We start from the raw sequence: 19,017 nt of genomic DNA, 5'->3' as shown, positions 1-19,017 counted from the left end.
TAAAATGAACTTACCAAAACGTGTTGAAATCATAGAGTCTGGACCGAGGGACGGAATTCAAAATGAAAAGATCTTTATTCCAACTGACTCGAAATTGCAATTGATACATGCACTAAGTGAGACGGGGATTAAAAGAATGGAGGCTACTTCATTCGTTTCACCCAAACATGTACCACAAATGGCAGATGGAGCCGAAGTTTTTAGAAATATCAACAAACGTGAAGATGTGCAATACATGACATTGATTCCGAATAAGCGGGGATTTGATTTGGCTAAAGATGTAGGGGCAACCAGCTTAGCCTTGTTTGTTGCGGCAAGTGAGACGTTCAATAAAAAAAATGTAAGGATGTCCATTAAAGAGTCCTTATTCCAGTTATCCTCTGTCGTAGAGGAAGCTAAGAATGAAAATATGTTCATACGGTTCCATATCTCAACAGCTTTTTATTGCCCATATGAAGGTCCGGTTCAGGAAGGGACAACCCTTGGCCTTGTTCATGCATTAGAAAAATTAAATGTGGACGAAATTGTGCTTTGCGATACAATTGGCAGAGCTAATCCTAAGCAAGTATATCATTTGTTCGGTAAAACCTTGGACCTCTCACCCACAGCGAAAATAGCTGCCCATTTCCATGATACTTATGGTTTATCAAAAGCCAACTCATTAGCAGCATTGCAAGCAGGTATCACTTCTTTTGATACTTCCATAGGAGGATTGGGCGGTTGTCCTTTTGCGCCTGGAGCGGCAGGAAACGATGCAACTGAAGACTTTGTATTCATGCTTCATGAAATGGGAATAGAGACTGGTATTGATTTTGATAAACTCATGCATTGTGTAACTCTGATAAAAAAAATGACGAATCGTACATTGACTGGCCACCTCCACAAAATAGAAAATCCATACTCCCCAGAGAATAACACCAATGATATTGTAAAACAGAACTCTTAACCGTTTTTTCATACAAATAAATATCACTCCCTCCATATAAATTGCAACTGGCGATTTCTCTTCATGACAAATAATGTAACCGTTTTCTCGGAGAGTTTAAAAGGTTTATAGAATTTTTCTTCAAACCCTTTCGTTTAAAAGATATAAAGGCTACAAATAAATCATTTACAAGGGGATATGTGAATGGCTATTTTAGGGTTTCTGATGATTGGTACATTTCTTTATTTAGTGATGTCAAAACGAGTTTCTGTTTTAATCGCATTTGCACTTGTGCCGATTATATTTGCACTTATCGGCGGTTTTGGGTTGGAAATAGGGAAAATGATGTTGGATGGAATTGCAAAAGTTACACCGACGGGTATTATGATTGGTTTCTCCATTTTGTATTTTGGTTTGATGATCGATAAGGGCTTATTTGACCCAATGATAACCCGGCTCATTCGTTTTGCAAAAGGAGATCCTCTAAAAATAGTAATGGCCACGGCTATCATAACTTTAGTTGTTGCTTTGGATGGGGACGGTTCTGCAACTTTCATGATAACAGTCACCGCTTTGTTGCCAATTTATAAGAGGTTGGGCATGAGCTCACTTACATTAGCAGGAGTAGTGGCGTTGGGTGCGGGGGTCATGAATATTATTCCATGGGGAGGGCCGCTAGCTAGGGCAATGGTTTCCCTTGGGGCGGAGTCCTCCGAATTGTTTAATCCCATCATTCCAGCCATGTTAGCTGGGGCTGTATGGGTAGTATTTGTATCGTATATATTTGGTAAAAAAGAACGAAAAAGAATTGGCATTATTTCGAACAAAGGCGATTCATTGGAATCGGGAGAAATCGCGGCAACACTAGAAATGTCATCGAGTCTACCGAAACTCTATTGGTTCAATTTAATCTTAACCATTTCTTTGATTTTCGCACTAATAATGGAAATAATTCCAGTTCCTGTATTATTCATTGTTGCTTTCGCCATTGCTTTGTTAGTGAATTTTCCTGACGTGAAAAAACAGCAAGAACAAATTGCTTCCCATGCCCAAAGCATGGTTATGGTATGTACGACCATATTCGCGGCTGGTATTTTCACAGGAATTCTTTCAGGAACTAAGATGATTGACGCCATGGCTGTTTCTATGGTTTCAGCCATACCGGATTGGCTGGGAGGCCATCTGCCAATCCTGGTAGCCGTGGTCAGTATGCCATTAAGTTTAATATTTTCTCCTGATGCCTTTTATTATGGGCTGCTTCCTGTACTAAGTGAGGCCGGGGGAGCCTTTGGTGTTGACCCAATAGAAATTGGCAGGGCTGCATTATTAGGGAACGGGACAACGGGTTTTCCCTTGAGTCCATTGAATCCGTCTGTGTTTGTCCTTATTGGATTATGTAAGGTTGATTTGGGAGATCTTCAGAAAAAGATTTTTTTCTGGGCTTTTGGCAGTACTATCGTGATGACAATCGTGTCATTGCTTACAGGGGCAATACCTCTTTAAATAAATTAGTTTGGAAATTCAATTAGGGAGTGGTTCAATGTTACCTCTTGAGGGAATTACAGTTGTGTCATTAGAACAGGCAGTCGCAGCTCCATTTGCATCTCGGCAGTTGGCAGACTTAGGGGCACGTGTGATAAAGGTAGAGAGGCCTGGATCTGGAGATTTTGCACGAAACTATGATTCAACCGTTCACGGAATGTCGAGCCACTTTGTCTGGCTCAATCGATCGAAAGAATCCTTGACCCTTGATCTAAAACAGGATGGAGCAAAGATGGTTTTGGATAAATTGCTTTCGGAGGCGGACGTATTCATTCAAAACCTGGCACCCGGAGCTGTCGATCGACTTGGTTTTAGTTCCTCTGTCCTCAAAGAAAAATATCCTCAACTTGTGATTTGCGGAATTTCTGGTTATGGTACGTTCGGTCCTTATATGGATAAAAAGGCATACGATTTACTCATTCAATGTGAGGCAGGTGTCGTTTCCATTACTGGTACAGAAGACACTCCATCGAAAACAGGCATATCGATTGCGGATATTGCAGCAGGTATGTATGCGTACTCTGGTATATTAACTGCACTTATTTCTCGTTTTAGGACAGGTAAAGGAAAGGTGATGGAGGTTTCAATGCTTGAGGCGTTGGGAGAATGGATGGGATATCCACTATACTATTCTGGGTATGGTGGGACGGATCCGAAGCGAACTGGGGCAAATCACGCAACGATTTATCCTTATGGTCCGTTCCTAGCAGGGGATGGAAAATTAGTATTCTTGGGCATTCAAAATGAGCGGGAGTGGGAAAGCTTTTGCACACAAGTGTTAGAAAAATCTGAATTAATTACAGATAGAAGGTTTCATAGTAATGTATTCCGCGTTTCCAATAGCGATATTCTCAAGGAAATGATTGACGCTGTTTTTCAAAAAATGAACTCGAGTGAGATAATTGAAAAACTTGAAAAAGCAAAAATTGCGAATGCCCATTTAAATACGGTAGAGGAATTCATCAAACATCCACAATTGAAGGTCCGGGGACGTTGGCGAGAAGTCGATTCTCCTGCTGGAAAATTAAATGCACTCATCCCTCCTGTTACTTTCGATGATTTGGAGCCGGTCATGAATCCTATACCGGATGTTGGCGAGCATACAGAGTCTATCCTAAAGGAGTTTGGATTTGAAAACGAAATCATCGGAAAAATATAAGGCATTCCCTAATGATGGAAAAATGAAAAGGGGTGAAGTTATGATTACTCGGACATGGATGTTCATTCCTGGGTCTGATGAAAAGAAATTAAAGAAAGTGCAGCAATTATGTGCCGATGTATTCATTTATGATTTAGAAGATGCTGTTTCTCCAGAAGGAAAAAAAGATGCAAGAGATTTAGTGAGGAAATATATCAAGGCGAATCAGGAAAAGGAAAATTACATCAGAATAAATGGATTTCACACACCATATTTTTACGATGACTTACTTGATCTAATTGATCTCGGTTTGACAGGAATTGTATTACCGAAAGTTGAGACAAAAGAAGAAATTAGGTCTTTGGATCATTTATTAGTTGAAAGGGAATCAAAAAGGAATCTAAATAAGAGCCAAATAAAAATTGTACCTTTAATAGAGTCTGCTTTAGGATTATATAATTCTTTTGAAATCGCTTCTGCTAGTCAGAGAGTTCAGCAGCTTGCTTTCGGTTCCATGGACTATGCATTCGATATAAATGCAACCATAACGAAGAATGCCCATGAATTGCTCTATGCAAGATCTCAATTGGTTGTTACTTCCAGGGCTGCGGGAGTTGGACCACCTATAGACACGGTTTTTGTTGATATAAAAGATCATAAAGGCTTTCTAGCCGAAACCCAGCTTGTTAAGGAGCTTGGATTTCAAGGGAAATTAATCATTCATCCAGATCAGGTCGATCTTGTAAACCAGGTCTTTACCCCAAGTCCTGAAGAAATCGAGGAAGCAGAAAGAATTGTAAGTGCGTTCGAACAGGCATTAGTCAAAGGGGAAGGCGTTTTGCAGCTTAAAGGGAAAATGATTGATCTTCCTATTGTAGAACGTGCTAAGCGTACCCTTCAATCAGTTAATTTATATCAAGCTTGACGATCAAGTATCGCTCGTGATTCTACTGGAGCTTGAAGGGAGGAAGTTATTATGAAGAAGATTAGAATTGGTTCGGGTGCAGGATATGCAGGCGATCGAATTGAGCCTGCGATGGAATTAATTCAAAAAGGAAATTTGGATTACATCATCTTTGAATGTTTAGCAGAAAGGACAATAGCCCTTGCTCAGCAGGAGAAAATGAAAAATCCTGATAAGGGGTACAACCATTTATTGAAGTATCGTATGGAAAAAGTCTTATCACTGTGCATCGAGAATGATGTCACATTAATCACCAATATGGGAGCAGCAAACCCTCTCGCAGCCGCTAAGATCGTTAAGCAATTAGCAGAGGAAAATGGCATCGGACATTTAAAAATAGCAGCTGTAAGTGGAGATGATGTATATCCGAACATTGGGAAGTACATGGATTGCACAATAATAGAAACCGGAGTCCCTTTGAAAGAGGTGAAGTCTTCCATCATTTCTGCAAATGCCTATATCGGAATTTCAGGAATTGTTTCCGCTTTGCGAGAAGGTGCAGATATTGTAATTACGGGCCGGGTATCTGATCCTTCATTAGTAGTTGCACCACTTAAACATGAATTTGGTTGGCAGGATACAGACTATGAGCTTCTTGGTAAGGGGACAGCCGCTGGTCATTTACTCGAGTGTGGAGCCCAAGTGACCGGTGGTTATTTCGCAGATCCGGGGTATAAGGATGTTCCTGACTTATGGAATGTCGGTTATCCGATCGCCGAAGTACAGGAAAATGGGAACTTTCTTTTAACCAAGCTTGAGGTTTCGGGAGGCATGGTTACGGCTGCTACCGTAAAGGAACAGGTTGTATATGAAATTCATGACCCAACCCGATATCTAACTCCGGATGTTATCGCTGATTTTTCTCAAATAGAAGTGATAGAAAAGGAAACAAACCAAGTGCATATTAAGGGAGTGTCTGGAAAAGAGAAGAGCGGTTACTATAAAACGAGCATCGGCTATTTGGACGGATACATAGTTGAAGCAGAAATCAGTTACGGAGGTTCGGGTTGTTTGGGAAGGTCAAGACTGGCGGAAGAAGTAGTGAGACACCGGTTAATTCAGGCAAATATTGAGATTCAAGAAATTAGATTCGATCATATTGGTTCTAATTCGCTATATGGATCTTCTATATCGGAACCGTTGTATAACAGAGAAAAACTATCGGAGGTACGATTAAGGGTTGCAGCCAGGACAGCTGATAAAGTAGGCGCTAACTTAATCGGCCAAGAGGTGGAAGCTTTATATACTAATGGGCCTGCTGGAGGCGGTGGTGTTCGGGTTAATGTCCAAGAGGTTGTATCCATTGCTTCAATTCTTATTCCTAGCGAAGATATTAAAATCGACGTAACGTACGAGGAGGTAGACAAGATTGAAACTCAAGCAAGTCGCTCACTCTAGAACAGGGGATAAAGGAAATATTTCAAATATTTCAGTCATCGTCTATCGTATGGAGGATTTTGAGAAAGTAAAAAAACAGGTAACTGCAGCAAAGGTTAAGGATTACTTTCACGAAATAGTGAAGGGTGATGTGGTTAGGTATGAACTGCCGAAAATTGGCGCATTGAACTTTGTCATGCAAAACGCTCTAGGCGGAGGAGTCACAAAATCACTTGCTTTGGATAGACATGGAAAAAGCATGAGCTCAGCCCTAATGGATATGGAAATCGATATGGAAGCTGATGTACATGACCCAAATTATTAATTTTCTTATGAAAGCGAGCCAAATATTCAAGGGCTCGTTTTTTGTATCCCGATATTTTGAGGAGATATTCTTTTGGTATCCACCCTAACATATAAGCTGACACTTTGTTATACATCATTTTGATCAAACAATCCGATCGCTACGATAGGATTATATGAGTATAGCAAGTGAGGAAGCATTCAAATGTTGCTTGGTTAGTATAAGTTGAAGAGCAGAGGGGTGCAGGGCCCCTTTCTCTTTCCGTAAAGAATGATGATCATTTAATAAAAATTTGCTGACCTTTGTTCATTTTTTGTTCATAAGTATTTCCTTAAAGGAATAAAAATAATAAGTGTTTTCGATACTTTATATTATGGGGGAGAGCAAATGAACGAGTTTTTGGAGAAAACAGCAAGATTCGAGCATCGGTTTTGGCTGCAAATCTTAGGAGACCATGCCAGGTTCATCCACGAGTCTTTAGCTCCGGTCGAAGTGGAATACATTGAAATTGCCTCAGAATTCATTCAAATTTTTGATACTCTCCTTGGTAAAGCCAATTCGGAAGAAATTTCGCAACTTACTGCCACAGCAGAACAAGAAACATTAAGATTTCGGGAGTTTAAGCTATGTCTTTTAAAAGAGCATCTGGTAGGTAAAATTAAAATACATCTTTCACCTTCATTCATTAATCATATGGTGAACGAATTAGAAGAATATTTAAGATTATTGAAATATTTCAATGCAAATCAAATGCCGCCGATTTTTCATGAACTTCATCATCATTTGCTTTGGCTGCTAGATGCAGCAGGGCATGCAGGTACAATATCAACCAATTTGGATGATGTTGAAAAAAGATTAAAAGAGAAAAGTGAGCAATATAAAAAACATTTTAATGATTTTTATTTAAAAGCTGTTGAAATGGCTGGATTTTTACGAACTAATCTGTCAACATTCCCAGCGTTGGAAAAAATGAATGCGGACGTCACATTGGAAATTAAATTCTTCCAGCACTTCCTGCTTGAATTGGAGGAGCTTGACCTCAGTGCGCAGGCTCTTGGAACTTTTTCGCCATTAATGGCCGATCATATGTGGCGTGAAGAATGTTATTATTTAACGAAACTCGCTGAATCGACAGACATGGAAAAGCCAAATTGCGATCCAGCGAAACCGAGGCTAGTCGAATAAAAAAGTACCTCATGGAGCCCTTTCTTTAAACGGGCTCTTTAAATGTGCTTTCCTTAATGGTTGTGATTTATAAAGGAAGTTAATTCCTATCCTTATGTTATACTAGAAGAACTAAAATTAATTATAGAAGTATAGGAGTGCTGAAAGATGTTTGGAAATGCTTCCAATTTGACAGATGGCATTTATTTTGGAGAATCGTTACCACAACAAATCGCTAAACACATTTTAAAAAAAATCATTGAAGGTGAAATAGAAGCTGGAGAGAAAATCGTCGAAGAAGACATTTCCAAAGAATTGAACACTAGCCGTGCACCCGTACGCGAAGCCCTTTATTTATTGCAGGTTGACGGTATTGTTGAGAGGATGCCGCGGCGGGGAACGATCGTCAAGCCATTTTCACAAAAGGAAATCATTGAATATAATGATGTTACGATCGGGTTGATCCAGATGGGCATTGATTTTTCCCAAGGGAAGTGGCATGCAGAAAATAAGCAATCATTACAAAGGCATTTGGAAAGTGCAACCGATGAGTGTGAAAATAGGAATGTAATCGAGTATCAAAAAAGGGCAACACAGATATTTCGCTATATTTTTTCAATCGCTAATAATAAAGCATTATCAAGATTTTTTGAAGAAGCCAGTCATATCCTTATGGTTTTTGCCCAAAGTCAATGGAATACGGAAACGATGGAAAACTTCCATTTCAGATTAAAAATGTCCATTGAGGCCATTCTAGAAGATGATTTCGTTAAAGCAAAAAATGAAATTCATGAAGCCTTGAGTCGTGGAGTGATGTAGAGTCTTTGACTCTAAAACTAAATTGTCGACAATCGACAAAATTAATGATATGGTGTAATCGTATTCAAACAAGAATATCTTCACCAAGATTAAAGGGAGAAAGGGAGAATAGTATGCAAGCATTCGATTTTACAGAAAAAGTAGCAATTGTTACCGGCGGCGGGTGATCGGCCGGGCAGCATCTATTACACTTTCAGAAAATGGAGCCAAAGTGGTTGTTGTAGACCTTTCCTAAGAGGCTGGAATGCAAACGGTAAATAAAATCAAAGAAAACGGCGGCGAAGCGAAATTCGTAAATGCCGATGTTACAAAGGAAGCCGATATTAAAAATTATGTCCAAAAACGATAGATTCCTATGGGAAATCGATATTTTCTTGAATAATGCCGGGTGGGAAGGCAAAATAATGCCCCTTATCGATTATCCTACTGAGGTTTTCGATCAATTAATGACAATAAATGTACGCGGCGTTTTCTTGAGCTTGAAACATGTATTGCCACATATGATTGAACAAAAAAGCTGGGCAGTCGTGAATACAGCTTCTGGAGCGGGTTTACTGGCAACGCCAAATATGATGGCGTATGGCGCATGTAAACATGCGGTTCTTGGAATGACGAAAACAGCTGGTGTCGAAGTTGCTCCACATGGTGTCCGGGTGAATGCGGTCTGCCCAGATGTCGTCAATACAGCTATGATGCGGTCGATTGAAAGCGGATTTGGTCAAGGTGATTCCGCGGCAGCAGAAACGGCTAGAAAACAGTTGGAAGCAACGACTCCGGATGGCCGGTATGCTGAGCCTCAGGAAGTTGCAAATCTAATGATGTACTTAGTATCCGATCTTTCCAGCCACATTACCGGTCAAGAACTTGTAATCGACGGAGGGGCCATTTTAATCTGATTAGCAAAAAACATTATTAAAGGGGGACACATATATGAGTTTAAAAGGAAAAGTCATAATAATTACAGGAGCGGGCAGCGGAATTGGTAAAGAAACGGCATATAAATTAGCTGATCAGGGAGCTATTGTCGTAGCTGCTGATTATAATGATGTTGCCGCTAAGGAAACGGCTGAATCTATTCAACAAAAGGGAGGCACGGCATCTTTTGTGAAAGTGGACGTAGCTAAAGCGGAAGAAGTGGAAGCGATGGTCGAAGCAGCAATTGCCAACCATGGCACCATCAATGGCATATTCAACAACGCTGGAATTGGGCTAGTAAAACCATTTTTGGAAATGGATCCAGAATCATACCACAGAGTCGTTGATGTTGACCAACACGGCGTATATTATGGCATGTATTATGCAGCAAGGAAGATGGTCGAGCTTGGTGTAACTGGGGCAACGATCGTTAATACAGCTTCTATATATGGGACGATGGTTTCAATTGGCAGCTTTAATTACCATGCCGCAAAAGCTGCAGTCATCGCCATGACTAAATCCGGTGCCATTGAACTTGCGCAATATGGGATTCGTGTTGTCGGCGTTGCACCAGGTTTCATCGAAACGCCGATCATTGGTGAAGATCAAGAGTTCCTGGAAAGTTTGGCACAACTTCATATGAGGAAAAAATTGATTCAGCCAGAAAAAGTTGCTGAAGTTGTAACGTTCTTGTTCTCTGAAAAAGCGGACGCCATTAATGGACAAGTCATCCCTGTTGATGATGGATTCTTAAGCTTTAAAGGATAATTATAATAAATAAAGGATTTTCGAGATAACTTAAAAAGGGAGTTTTGACAAATGAGTGAACGATTTGATGGCAAAGTTGTAATCATTACTGGAGCAGGATCAGGGTTAGGACAAGCAGCCGCATTGGAATTGGCTAAAGAAGGGGCTAAACTTTCATTAGTTGATTTAAACGATGCATCTTTGGAAGTGACAAAAAAATTAATCTTGGAAATTGCACCAAAATCGGACGTGCTTCTGGTCACTGCAGATGTATCGGATGAAGAAGCAGTAAAGAACTATGTAGACCAAACAATCAGCAAGTATGGCAGAATTGATGCATTCTATAATAATGCGGGCATCGAAGGTAAACAAGCCCCTATGGCTGAATACGATAGCAAAGTTTTCAACAAAGTGACGGACATCAATATTAATGGTGTGTTCTATGGTATGAAATATATTCTGCCAATCATGAAAGAACAAGGATCAGGGGCAGTGGTGAACGTGGCTTCCGTAGGTGGAATTCGTGCTGTGCTTAACCAAAGTGCTTACGTTGCGAGTAAGCATGCTGTTGCAGGCTTAACGAAAACAGCTGCCATAGAATATGGTCAATATGGAATCAGCATAAATGCCATTGCACCAGGAGTTATCTTAACGGCAATGGTAGAAGGTTCATTCAGGCAAATAGGCGGGGAAAATTGGGAAGAAGCAATGGCGGATTTCGTCAGTGTGAATCCTAAGAAACGCTTTGGTAAACCTGAAGAGGTCGGCCGTTTAGTCGCCTTCCTATTATCAGGGGAATCGGAGTTCATCAACGGGGCTGTCATTCCGATTGATGGCGGACAATCTTCACAATACTAAACGTGTAAAGGGAGTGACAGTATTAGGTCACTCCCTTTTTAATCGTATCCTTTTATTTAATGACCAAATGAATTCAAATTTTAAAAATCAGTACATTATGAAACGAAATACGAACCATTAGAATAGTAAAGGAACTCATAAAAAAACGCCATATTAAGGCGTTTAACAAACATTAAAGAAACCAATCGTTACTTTTCTTTATCATGAAGCTTATCTTCATATTCAGTTTCCAACATACCATACAGACCATTCATTTCTTGTTCATCCGGATCTGCCCCAAACTCGTTTCTATATTTTTTCTTTTTATCATCAAGGATTTCTTCTTTTTCATTCTTCTTGTCCATACATATCACCTCCAACCAATAGGGTGTCTCATCGTTCGATAAAATATGCATGGTAATCTCATTTACAAAACGTTTAATTGGGTATTCTAAATAGTTATTAGTCTTACTATTTGTTAAGATATAAATATATTAACTTAGAGATATCGGAGAGAGAATGTGAAGAAGAAGAAACGTAAGAAATCAAAGAAAGTTTTTACCATTTTCATCCTGATTTTTGCATTTTTGCTCATTAAGGAGATCATGAAAACCCCCTATTCCGAAAATGTTTCCACATCAGTAAATACGCTTGATTCTTTCGCGAACGTAAAAAAGTATAGCTCACTCCTTCAAGGGGAGTTGGCTAAATACGGACTTGAGGAGCATACTTCGACATTGATTGCTTTGATGCAGCAGGAAAGCCGAGGACGGGGCGGTGACCCAATGCAGGCATCTGAGTCAGCGGGTCTTGATCCAAATACAATCACAGATCCAACGGAAAGCATTAAGTATGGGGTGAAACATTTTAAGAGGATCAATGAATATGGCAATGAAAAGGGCGTGGATTTTGCCACGATCATTCAAGCATATAACATGGGAATTGGTTATATTGATTTCGTGGCGAATGAAGGGGGCAAGCATAATGAAGAGCTTGCGAAGAAGTTCTCCATGCTTCAGGTCGAAAAGAACCCCAAGCTCTATGATTGCGGCGGGGACAAGGATAATTTTCGGTACCCATATTGCTACGGGGACTACTCATATAGTGCAAAGGTATCCAAGAACATTGAGGAGCTTGGCAACAGTATATCGGCTCAAGCTGATGGTGAGTGAGGGGAACAAAAAGCCTACTGAATGAAGTAGGCTTTTTGTTAATGGTAATGCTACCTCTTTTGCGGAGTTCAAAGAATCAAAACGTTTGTCATTTATTGTTCAACCATGGAAGGAGGTCGTTATGTTTATAGAGTTTCCCGGATTCCTCAATAATTTGTGAAAGAAGGGTATCAATGGAATCAAGTAAAGAGTTTAAGGCTTGTTTAACAGAACCACTCTCAAATTGCTCTAAGGGCACAGGTAACTCTTCCTCGTCCAAAATAAAATGTGACCCATCCGGAAGCACCATGATATCAATGATCAAATCCTCAAAGGATAACAACTTATCCGCCATATATGTATTTTTTACAATATTAAAATAGGAACCCAAATAATTGCCTTCATTATCTCTCCAAATGTATAAATTATAAGGGCGGCCTTTCCAATAATAAGCTATCGTATAACTTCCAATGGGTATGTTTAATTCTATAGGACCCGCTTTCATCGTGAACGCATCCATGATTTCATGAAAAAGCACGACATGATGATTTTGTGCGTTTAATAGCAAACAGGTATGTTCTACAACTAAAGAGTCATAGCGGATTTTTCTTTCAATTATTTCATTGCCACGTTGAAGTGCTGTTGTGAATATTTTGTCCATCATCTTATTTCTCCCTTAAAAACCATCTAGATCATTATGCCATTTGTTTCTTTTCTACTTTGGTAAATATCAAAACCTAATTTCACAAGTACCGGGAAATTAGGTTTTAACTACTTCAAAATCGTTCACTCTTCTGCCTAATCAGAATGTTGTTTATTGGAAAACTTAACCTTGATATGCCTGCTCTAAAGTTTTAATGTCAATTTTTTTCATTTGGAGCAGCGCTTTCATCATTCTTTCCGATTTTTCAGGATTGGAGTCGTTCACCATCTCGGTTAGATTTTCTGGGATGATTTGCCATGACACGCCAAATTGATCTTTTAGCCAACCGCACACTTGCGCCTTTTCATCTCCGCCTTCCGAGAGCTTTCCCCAATAATAGTCCAATTCTTTTTGATCCTCGCAATGGATGATAAATGATATTGCCTCTGTGAATTTGAATTGAGGACCGCCATTTAATGCTACGAATGTTTGTCCTTCCAATTCAAACTCCACGGTCATCACAGAACCCATTGTCTTTCCATGGATTTGATTTCCTTCATTTCCATAGATAGTGATTCTTCCAATCTTAGAATTTTCAAAGATGGATGTGTAGAACTTCGCCGCCTCTTCGGCTTGTGAATCAAACCAAAGGTTAGTTGTGATTTTTTGAATTTTGTTTTTCATGATTTTTCTCCTTTATTGTTTCATCCTTGCTATTATGATCAGGAAATGAGAATTGATTCGATAAGATTAAATACATTGAAAGTACCCTTTCACTATACACCTTTTATCATGAACCAAGATAATGATGTAAAGTTAGGTTGTGTTTTGTGTATTCCAACCGATCATTTAACTAATCCCCTTAATCCTTTGCTTGTTACAATATCCTAGCCTTATGGTGATGGAAATACAAAAGGATATAGAAACTTTTCAACCATGAAAAGTCCTATATCCAAATTCCGTTTCTCAGCTTTCGAAGTTAAATTGCCATTGGATTCCGAATTTATCGGTTAACTGACCGTAAATTTTACTCCAGAATGTTTCCTGCAGCTCTAGACCAACCGTGCCGCCTTCACTTAGTTTGTTAAAGATCGATTTAATTTCCTCCACATCATTACCGACATATGCCAGGCTGATGTTATTTCCTTCTACAAAAGGCATACCAGGAAAAGTATCTGAAAACATGATATTGCTCCCATTAATAGTAAGCCTTGAATGCATGACTAAATCTTTCGCTTCTTCTGGAAGGGGAAATTCCGGATTAGGCGGTGTTTCCCCAAAGGTCATGATATTTGGTTGTTCCGTTCCAAAAACCTCTGCGTAGAACTCTACTGCTTGTCGACAATTCCCATTAAAATTAAGATATGCATCAACTGACATGTATCTCACTCCTATTTTCTTATTTATTTTTCATTGCTCCCAATTTATTACTTAATGTATGATTACCTTACGAAAAATTCCGGTGGTTCAATTCCAAGGGTTCTAAGATAAATATAACCCTGTCCCCTATGGTGGATCTCATTTTCCAGGGCATATTGAAGTCTATCAAAGTGGCTTTGTGAAGGACCGAAAAAAGGATCTTTTTCAACCACATCAAGCGTTTCCTCGGTCATTTCCTCCCACAATTTCCTCGTCTCATCCCTTACTGCTTCGCATGCTGATACGAGTTCTTCTTTGGTGGAGATTACGGCAAAGGAATCTGGAAACTCCCAAATACCCAGTGCAATTCCACGCATATATCCAGTCTCAATGTTCATGACTTCTTTAACCATCTCTGCGAAAGGGCGAAGCTTACCGGCCGGTGTATAATGAAATAATTCCTTTTCAGGGAAAGCTTCAACCACCCGCAACGTCAATCTCCTGTTGCCTTCCAATATATTTAACAAACCCTCTTTCGAAAGAACCACCATTTCACTCTCCTTTGATCAACACTCTGTATAAAAGTTCTGTGAAAAATCGAAAAGTCCTGCAAATTCCTGAATATAAAGAATGCATAGCTTTTTTAATAAACAATGGAGCAATTCCATTAATGTATAATTAACCAATAGATAAAGTAAAAAGGGGAAATGTCATATGTTCGGTTCCTTAAATAAAACTAAATTAATAAAAAATGATTTAAAAGGCATTGCTAAATTAATGTATCAGGATGTGTCAGATGACACTTGGGATCAAGAGAACCTAACAAAGAGAAATTTAGATTTTACTATTGAAAGCATTCGTTATATAGATGCTTATACGAAAAGATTAAGCACTACTCAAATGGGTAGGGAACTTTTAAAGAATCATTTTGATAATTTTGTGGTAAGGATAGGTGCGTATATTGGAGAAGTTATAAAAAGGAATATAAATCAGGATTATAAATGGTATGAATATGATTCTGTATATCATTTTTCTTCTGCACTTGATGAAGTGAATAGGGGCATTAAAACAGAGACGGTTCTTTACTCCAAAAAGAGAGATAGAGTTATAATGCCATTGACTGTGGTAGCTCAACATCTGCAAGGGAATCCGTCACATACAGATTTCTTGGAATATGTAGAAGAAACAATTAAGCAAAGGTCGTAAGAGATATCGGCTTCCCTTAAACAATTGTGTTGGTTTTCAAAAACCTTCCCAAAAGAGGAAAAATTCAATTTTTGTATATATTGATTAAATCTTTCATTTATTATACGATTTAATCAGTTATATTTTCCCAACCAGCAGATGCTTATCCATAAATGATTCAATTAATAACGGAACCAGCAGAAAGGGAGAGAAGCCAATGATTAATAAAGTCGGCCAAATTATGTTATACGTTAATAACCAAGATGAGTCATTGAAATTTTGGACGGAAAAATTCGGATTTAGCGTAATTTCTGAAGAAGATAACGGCCAAGGGTTAAGATGGATTGAAATAGCACCAACAAAGGAAGCACAAACGAGTATCATCCTGCATAATAAGGAATTCATTGCTAAAATGCAGCCTGAATTAAATCTTGCTACACCTTCATTAATGTTTTACTCGGATAATCTTGATGAATTATATAAAGACTTTTCGGATAAGAATATCAAAGTGGGAGAACTTGTAAATATGCCATCTGGAAGAGTCTTCAATTTTGCTGATAATGAAGATAATTACTTTGCGGTCATGGAAAAGAAGTAAATCATTTAGCTAAAGATAAAAAACATCAAAACGACTAGAAAAAATATTTTTAGTCGTTTTGATGTTTTTTGATCAAACTACATTCTTTATGAAACATTTAGTCTTCAGGCCTTGGCCCAGCAGGAAGTCCAGAGTTCTCAACCGTTTTGATCGGCCGAATTGTTATGTCTCCATTCACGTAAATTTGACAAGATAAACGTAAATGATCTTCCATTCCTTTTTCCTCAAAGACCTTTTTTTCTTTATGTGTGACCTCCAAAAAATCACCTGCCAATATTTCCACTCTGCAAGTTGTACACTTAGCTTTCCCACCGCATCGGTGGAGAATATTTATCCCGTTATCTTCCAATGCCAATACTAATTTTTTTCCCATTTCAACTTCAAATGTTCCTTGGTCAAATACTGTTACATAAGGCATCTAATACCACCTCTTATTATAGGATATCTATCAACAGGTCATTAATATATCTATTCTCTTACCATGTCCATATGACATAAAAAAATGTGAAGTCACTGCTGATTGATAGTAAAGATGAATAATTAATTATCGTGAAGACAAACTTTAAGTACATTCATAATTATTAATGTTAAAAAGGGATAAATAGAGTTAGGGAAAATAAGCATGGTCTTTTAGTGGGAATTAAGATCCATTGAAAAAAAGAATCGAATAATTAAAGGGAGGTGCATGCCTGTGAATAATGGACATTGTAATTTTTCACCAATGAAACAAACGTTAAAAGAGGAGATACGCCAAGTAATATCGGCATTACAGGATAACTTAGAAGCAATGGGTGATGAAAATTATTGTCTTCTTGGGAATTTCGAGAAAATAAAGGATAAATTCATATACATTGATATGAAAGCAGCAACATTTTATTTAAACTGTTATTTGTCACCGTTTACGGACAAATATCCCGAATTATCAACTTGCGTTCAAAATTTATCGAATTTGAGACATGGCGGATTGATTGTGATTCAACGGGGAGATTCCCTTGATTCATTGATTCAACCCGGTATTTCAATAGGAGCGGAGTTAACCCATTCTTTATTGGAATCGATTTTTTTTCCAGGAAATCCACTGCATGATGGTGCCGTTTTGGTTAGTCAAAACCAGATTGTTTCCGCAGCAAATGTCCTTCCGCTTTCAGACAGGTCAACCGGGGAAAAAAAACTGGGAACACGCCACCGCTCTGCTTTGGGTTTATCTGAACGGAGTGATGCCCTTGTATTGGTAGTATCAGAGGAAACAGGAAGAGTTTCATTTGCATTGAATGGGAAACTGTACCCAATTAATACACACGGGCCTATATAGAACTATTAAGAAAACAAGTCACAGGATGATTATGTTCTTGGTAATTCACAGCTGGAATATTCAATCGCGTAAATAAGTAATCCCTGGATCCTTTAGCATTTTGTGATTTTTAGCTTATTTTTATCAGAATTAAAGCTACAGAAAATCTCATGAATTAATCAACCCGGTGATTTTTACCGGGTTTTTGGTTGCTTTTTATATAAAAAAAGGCATATGATAAATAAGGAGTCTCAAGTAGAAAAGTTATAAAACGAAAGAGGATTTTACATGATAACCATTAAAAGTGAACGAGAAATAAATTTGATGCATGAAGCGGGCAAACTTCTTGCTGCGACGCATAGAGAAATTGCAAAAATGATAAAGCCGGGAATCACGACTTGGGAAATCGAAGAATTTGTTGATAAGTACTTGGCAGAGCATGGTGCTACACCTGAACAAAAGGGCTATAACGGCTACAAATATGCAACATGTGCATCAGTGAATGATGTGATTTGTCACGGGTTTCCGCAAAAGAAAGCCCTAAAAGAGGGAGACATCGTTACGATTGATATGGTGGTGAACCTTAACGGCGGTTTGGCGGATTCAGCTTGGACATATGCAGTCGGAGAAGTTTCCGAAGAAGCTCGGCGCTTAATGGATGTAACCAAGAATGCTTTATACAGAGGCATTGAAGTTGCACGGGCAGGAAATCGTCTCGGGGACATCGGGCATGCAATCCAGTCTTATGCAGAAGGTGAAAAGTTTTCTGTTGTCCGCGATTTTACAGGACACGGAATCGGCAAAACCATGCACGAGGACCCTACCGTCCTACATTATGGTAAGCCAGGTAAAGGTGCCCGTTTAAAAGAGGGCATGGTCATCACGATTGAGCCTATGCTGAATGCAGGAACATGGCATATGAAAATGGACCAAGACGGCTGGACGGCGAGAACGGCAGATGGAAAGCTTTCCGCCCAATATGAACATACCCTCGTCATTACAAAAGAAGATCCGATCATTTTAACGGAACAGTAAGCAAAAAAAGAAACGGCCTTATCATAGGCCGTTTCTTTTTTTGTTTTAAACTATTTCACAATAAACCTCGACAGAATATTCAGAATTATCCTATCCCACAATAGATCGAATCCAAAAAATTAGTACTAGGCAGTTTGGCATTAAAAACTTTACTATTATGTGGCAGCACAGGATAATAAGGGGAAGGAAGAAATATTTAATTATATACAGTATTAAGGGGGGAATGACTGTGAAGAAAGGGGAGAAACTGTCTGCGACGGTAGAAACCGTGGGGTTGAGCCAGCGCGAATTTTTAACGATTTTCTTACTTCACTCTTTGAGGATAAAAGCGAATTATCCAAGGGCGATTCATCAGGACCTGAAAAATACGTTCACTGGAAAAGTGCATAGCTATGACTATTTATGTAAAATATCGAATACGCTAGTCGAATCCAATCATTTATCATTATATACGAATAAGGGAAGAAATTATTATCAAATAACGGAAAAAGGCAAAGAGCTTTACATATGGTATCAAGAAAATTTCCTGGAACGGTTTTCCGAAGTGAAAAAGGTCATTGATCGCTTCATGTTCGATTTAAGGGGATCTGGTGAAAACCCACCGGTTGTAAATGAGCTTCCAGAAGAATACAGGTCTTATTTCTCGAAAATAATATCGGTGAAGGACCTTGTCCGTTATGTAACTTTAAAAGCCGCTTTCACTAAGAAACCCATTTATATGGGGGAAATTGGCGATCTGCTTAAAAACCAGTTCGGTTGGATCGCTTCAAATGGCTATTTATACGATTTATCTCATGAAATGGAAGAGAACGGCCTACTTGTCGGCAGGTGGGAAAGTGAAAAACGAACTAAACGGTATTTACGAATAACCGATGAAGGACAGCATCATTACAAACAGATTGCGGATTCTGCGGCCTTTCAAGTCCAGGAAATTCAAAAATACATGGCCAGTGTCGTTATGTTCTTAAAAGAAAAGAGTTAAATGATTAGACCAAAATGGAGCCCCTTAATTTGCAAGTAGAA

At 38.8% G+C, this 19,017-nt stretch carries 23 protein-coding genes; 17 read left to right on the top strand and 6 right to left on the bottom strand.

All coding sequences use genetic code 11. The features are described from left to right. Nucleotides 1-4 precede the first annotated feature (4 nt). The 11 genes from ACFX4H_RS06325 to ACFX4H_RS06275 all read left to right on the top strand — a co-directional run bounded on the left by ACFX4H_RS06325 (nt 5) and on the right by ACFX4H_RS06275 (nt 10,753). On the top strand, nt 5-946 hold the full coding sequence (locus ACFX4H_RS06325) for a hydroxymethylglutaryl-CoA lyase (RefSeq protein WP_377434578.1): 942 nt from the start codon (nt 5-7) through the stop codon (nt 944-946). A 183-nt stretch (nt 947-1,129) separates the two neighbouring features. Then, a complete protein-coding gene (locus ACFX4H_RS06320) occupies nt 1,130-2,428 on the top strand; it encodes a CitMHS family transporter (RefSeq protein ID WP_377434575.1) in 1,299 nt (432 codons plus the stop codon). Between the two features lie 37 nt (nt 2,429-2,465). Further along, nucleotides 2,466-3,626, top strand: coding sequence for a CaiB/BaiF CoA transferase family protein (locus tag ACFX4H_RS06315; protein ID WP_377434572.1), 1,161 nt, complete (start codon nt 2,466-2,468; stop codon nt 3,624-3,626). Further along, complete coding sequence (locus ACFX4H_RS06310; protein ID WP_377434570.1) at nt 3,598-4,530, top strand: HpcH/HpaI aldolase/citrate lyase family protein; 933 nt, start codon at nt 3,598-3,600, stop codon at nt 4,528-4,530. Before ACFX4H_RS06315 ends, ACFX4H_RS06310 begins: the two co-directional genes overlap by 29 nt. A gap of 51 nt (nt 4,531-4,581) precedes the next feature. After that, on the top strand, nt 4,582-5,967 hold the full coding sequence (locus ACFX4H_RS06305) for an acyclic terpene utilization AtuA family protein (RefSeq protein WP_377434567.1): 1,386 nt from the start codon (nt 4,582-4,584) through the stop codon (nt 5,965-5,967). Continuing rightward, a complete protein-coding gene (locus ACFX4H_RS06300) occupies nt 5,939-6,271 on the top strand; it encodes an AtuA-related protein (protein WP_053535000.1) in 333 nt (110 codons plus the stop codon). Before ACFX4H_RS06305 ends, ACFX4H_RS06300 begins: the two co-directional genes overlap by 29 nt. Nucleotides 6,272-6,637: 366 nt before the next feature. Then, entirely contained in the window at nt 6,638-7,435 is a 798-nt protein-coding gene (locus tag ACFX4H_RS06295; protein ID WP_377434563.1) for a DUF2935 domain-containing protein, read from the top strand. Between the two features lie 147 nt (nt 7,436-7,582). Further along, entirely contained in the window at nt 7,583-8,233 is a 651-nt protein-coding gene (locus tag ACFX4H_RS06290; RefSeq protein WP_098865803.1) for a GntR family transcriptional regulator, read from the top strand. Nucleotides 8,234-8,535: 302 nt separating this feature from the next. Next, nucleotides 8,536-9,129 (top strand): SDR family NAD(P)-dependent oxidoreductase, encoded by a 594-nt coding sequence (locus tag ACFX4H_RS06285; RefSeq protein WP_377434757.1) that lies wholly within the window; start codon nt 8,536-8,538, stop codon nt 9,127-9,129. 34 nt (nt 9,130-9,163) lie between these two features. Then, nucleotides 9,164-9,916, top strand: coding sequence for an SDR family NAD(P)-dependent oxidoreductase (locus tag ACFX4H_RS06280; RefSeq protein WP_377434560.1), 753 nt, complete (start codon nt 9,164-9,166; stop codon nt 9,914-9,916). Nucleotides 9,917-9,967: 51 nt separating this feature from the next. Next, on the top strand, nt 9,968-10,753 hold the full coding sequence (locus ACFX4H_RS06275) for a glucose 1-dehydrogenase (RefSeq protein ID WP_377434559.1): 786 nt from the start codon (nt 9,968-9,970) through the stop codon (nt 10,751-10,753). A gap of 188 nt (nt 10,754-10,941) precedes the next feature. On the opposite strand, the gene ACFX4H_RS06270 is transcribed toward ACFX4H_RS06275, so the two are convergent. After that, nucleotides 10,942-11,097, bottom strand: coding sequence for a DUF4021 domain-containing protein (locus ACFX4H_RS06270; protein WP_082609346.1), 156 nt, complete (start codon nt 11,095-11,097; stop codon nt 10,942-10,944). A gap of 156 nt (nt 11,098-11,253) precedes the next feature. Here ACFX4H_RS06270 and ACFX4H_RS06265 point away from each other — a divergent pair, with 156 nt between their 5' ends. After that, complete coding sequence (locus ACFX4H_RS06265) at nt 11,254-11,904, top strand: lysozyme family protein (RefSeq protein WP_063591164.1); 651 nt, start codon at nt 11,254-11,256, stop codon at nt 11,902-11,904. Nucleotides 11,905-11,992: 88 nt separating this feature from the next. Here ACFX4H_RS06265 and ACFX4H_RS06260 read toward each other — a convergent pair whose 3' ends face one another. From ACFX4H_RS06260 to ACFX4H_RS06245, 4 genes are all read right to left on the bottom strand, one after another. Then, complete coding sequence (locus ACFX4H_RS06260) at nt 11,993-12,544, bottom strand: ribonuclease FAU-1 family protein (RefSeq protein WP_241636436.1); 552 nt, start codon at nt 12,542-12,544, stop codon at nt 11,993-11,995. Nucleotides 12,545-12,709: 165 nt separating this feature from the next. Further along, nucleotides 12,710-13,210: a VOC family protein gene (locus tag ACFX4H_RS06255; RefSeq protein ID WP_377434557.1), complete on the bottom strand. Its 501-nt coding sequence runs from the start codon at nt 13,208-13,210 to the stop codon at nt 12,710-12,712. Between the two features lie 282 nt (nt 13,211-13,492). Beyond that, complete coding sequence (locus ACFX4H_RS06250) at nt 13,493-13,906, bottom strand: VOC family protein (RefSeq protein WP_034311993.1); 414 nt, start codon at nt 13,904-13,906, stop codon at nt 13,493-13,495. 62 nt (nt 13,907-13,968) lie between these two features. Next, complete coding sequence (locus tag ACFX4H_RS06245; protein ID WP_328137999.1) at nt 13,969-14,436, bottom strand: DinB family protein; 468 nt, start codon at nt 14,434-14,436, stop codon at nt 13,969-13,971. A 163-nt stretch (nt 14,437-14,599) separates the two neighbouring features. On the opposite strand from ACFX4H_RS06245, the gene ACFX4H_RS06240 reads away from it, so the two are divergent. Both ACFX4H_RS06240 and ACFX4H_RS06235 read left to right on the top strand, forming a co-directional pair. After that, on the top strand, nt 14,600-15,091 hold the full coding sequence (locus ACFX4H_RS06240) for a hypothetical protein (protein ID WP_241636059.1): 492 nt from the start codon (nt 14,600-14,602) through the stop codon (nt 15,089-15,091). 196 nt (nt 15,092-15,287) lie between these two features. Further along, nucleotides 15,288-15,668 (top strand): VOC family protein, encoded by a 381-nt coding sequence (locus ACFX4H_RS06235; RefSeq protein ID WP_063591161.1) that lies wholly within the window; start codon nt 15,288-15,290, stop codon nt 15,666-15,668. Between the two features lie 97 nt (nt 15,669-15,765). On the opposite strand, the gene ACFX4H_RS06230 is transcribed toward ACFX4H_RS06235, so the two are convergent. Further along, the gene (locus tag ACFX4H_RS06230; RefSeq protein WP_048686384.1) at nt 15,766-16,086 is read right to left on the bottom strand and encodes a 2Fe-2S iron-sulfur cluster-binding protein; all 321 of its coding nucleotides are present in this window, start codon (nt 16,084-16,086) and stop codon (nt 15,766-15,768) included. 267 nt (nt 16,087-16,353) lie between these two features. On the opposite strand from ACFX4H_RS06230, the gene cdaS reads away from it, so the two are divergent. The 3 genes from cdaS (at nt 16,354) to ACFX4H_RS06215 (ending at nt 18,976) form a co-directional block, all read left to right on the top strand. Then, on the top strand, nt 16,354-16,980 hold the full coding sequence (gene cdaS / locus ACFX4H_RS06225; RefSeq protein WP_377434552.1) for a sporulation-specific diadenylate cyclase CdaS: 627 nt from the start codon (nt 16,354-16,356) through the stop codon (nt 16,978-16,980). 267 nt (nt 16,981-17,247) lie between these two features. Next, nucleotides 17,248-17,994, top strand: coding sequence for a type I methionyl aminopeptidase (map, locus tag ACFX4H_RS06220; RefSeq protein WP_034311980.1), 747 nt, complete (start codon nt 17,248-17,250; stop codon nt 17,992-17,994). 223 nt (nt 17,995-18,217) lie between these two features. Further along, nucleotides 18,218-18,976 (top strand): PadR family transcriptional regulator, encoded by a 759-nt coding sequence (locus ACFX4H_RS06215; protein ID WP_133346281.1) that lies wholly within the window; start codon nt 18,218-18,220, stop codon nt 18,974-18,976. Nucleotides 18,977-19,017 lie beyond the last annotated feature (41 nt).

The organism is Peribacillus sp. YIM B13477, from assembly GCF_042787955.1.
Classification (GTDB): domain Bacteria; phylum Bacillota; class Bacilli; order Bacillales; family DSM-1321; genus Peribacillus; species Peribacillus frigoritolerans.
This window is presented reverse-complemented; position numbering and strand designations above follow the sequence as displayed.

Excerpts from the sequence above, each read along its gene's own strand:
- ACFX4H_RS06230 (WP_048686384.1), bottom strand. The coding sequence starts at position 16,086 with ATGCCTTATGTAACAGTATTTGACCAAGGAACATTTGAAGTTGAAATG.
- map (WP_034311980.1), top strand. The coding sequence starts at position 17,248 with ATGATAACCATTAAAAGTGAACGAGAAATAAATTTGATGCATGAAGCG.
- ACFX4H_RS06215 (WP_133346281.1), top strand. The coding sequence starts at position 18,218 with ATGACTGTGAAGAAAGGGGAGAAACTGTCTGCGACGGTAGAAACCGTG.
- ACFX4H_RS06285 (WP_377434757.1), top strand. The coding sequence starts at position 8,536 with ATGTTACAAAGGAAGCCGATATTAAAAATTATGTCCAAAAACGATAGA.
- ACFX4H_RS06270 (WP_082609346.1), bottom strand. The coding sequence starts at position 11,097 with ATGGACAAGAAGAATGAAAAAGAAGAAATCCTTGATGATAAAAAGAAA.
- ACFX4H_RS06240 (WP_241636059.1), top strand. The coding sequence starts at position 14,600 with ATGTTCGGTTCCTTAAATAAAACTAAATTAATAAAAAATGATTTAAAA.
- ACFX4H_RS06235 (WP_063591161.1), top strand. The coding sequence starts at position 15,288 with ATGATTAATAAAGTCGGCCAAATTATGTTATACGTTAATAACCAAGAT.
- ACFX4H_RS06325 (WP_377434578.1), top strand. The coding sequence starts at position 5 with ATGAACTTACCAAAACGTGTTGAAATCATAGAGTCTGGACCGAGGGAC.
- ACFX4H_RS06260 (WP_241636436.1), bottom strand. The coding sequence starts at position 12,544 with ATGGACAAAATATTCACAACAGCACTTCAACGTGGCAATGAAATAATT.
- ACFX4H_RS06320 (WP_377434575.1), top strand. The coding sequence starts at position 1,130 with ATGGCTATTTTAGGGTTTCTGATGATTGGTACATTTCTTTATTTAGTG.
- ACFX4H_RS06255 (WP_377434557.1), bottom strand. The coding sequence starts at position 13,210 with ATGAAAAACAAAATTCAAAAAATCACAACTAACCTTTGGTTTGATTCA.
- ACFX4H_RS06290 (WP_098865803.1), top strand. The coding sequence starts at position 7,583 with ATGTTTGGAAATGCTTCCAATTTGACAGATGGCATTTATTTTGGAGAA.
- ACFX4H_RS06295 (WP_377434563.1), top strand. The coding sequence starts at position 6,638 with ATGAACGAGTTTTTGGAGAAAACAGCAAGATTCGAGCATCGGTTTTGG.
- ACFX4H_RS06305 (WP_377434567.1), top strand. The coding sequence starts at position 4,582 with ATGAAGAAGATTAGAATTGGTTCGGGTGCAGGATATGCAGGCGATCGA.
- ACFX4H_RS06275 (WP_377434559.1), top strand. The coding sequence starts at position 9,968 with ATGAGTGAACGATTTGATGGCAAAGTTGTAATCATTACTGGAGCAGGA.
- ACFX4H_RS06280 (WP_377434560.1), top strand. The coding sequence starts at position 9,164 with ATGAGTTTAAAAGGAAAAGTCATAATAATTACAGGAGCGGGCAGCGGA.
- ACFX4H_RS06245 (WP_328137999.1), bottom strand. The coding sequence starts at position 14,436 with ATGGTGGTTCTTTCGAAAGAGGGTTTGTTAAATATATTGGAAGGCAAC.
- ACFX4H_RS06250 (WP_034311993.1), bottom strand. The coding sequence starts at position 13,906 with ATGTCAGTTGATGCATATCTTAATTTTAATGGGAATTGTCGACAAGCA.
- ACFX4H_RS06315 (WP_377434572.1), top strand. The coding sequence starts at position 2,466 with ATGTTACCTCTTGAGGGAATTACAGTTGTGTCATTAGAACAGGCAGTC.
- cdaS (WP_377434552.1), top strand. The coding sequence starts at position 16,354 with ATGCCTGTGAATAATGGACATTGTAATTTTTCACCAATGAAACAAACG.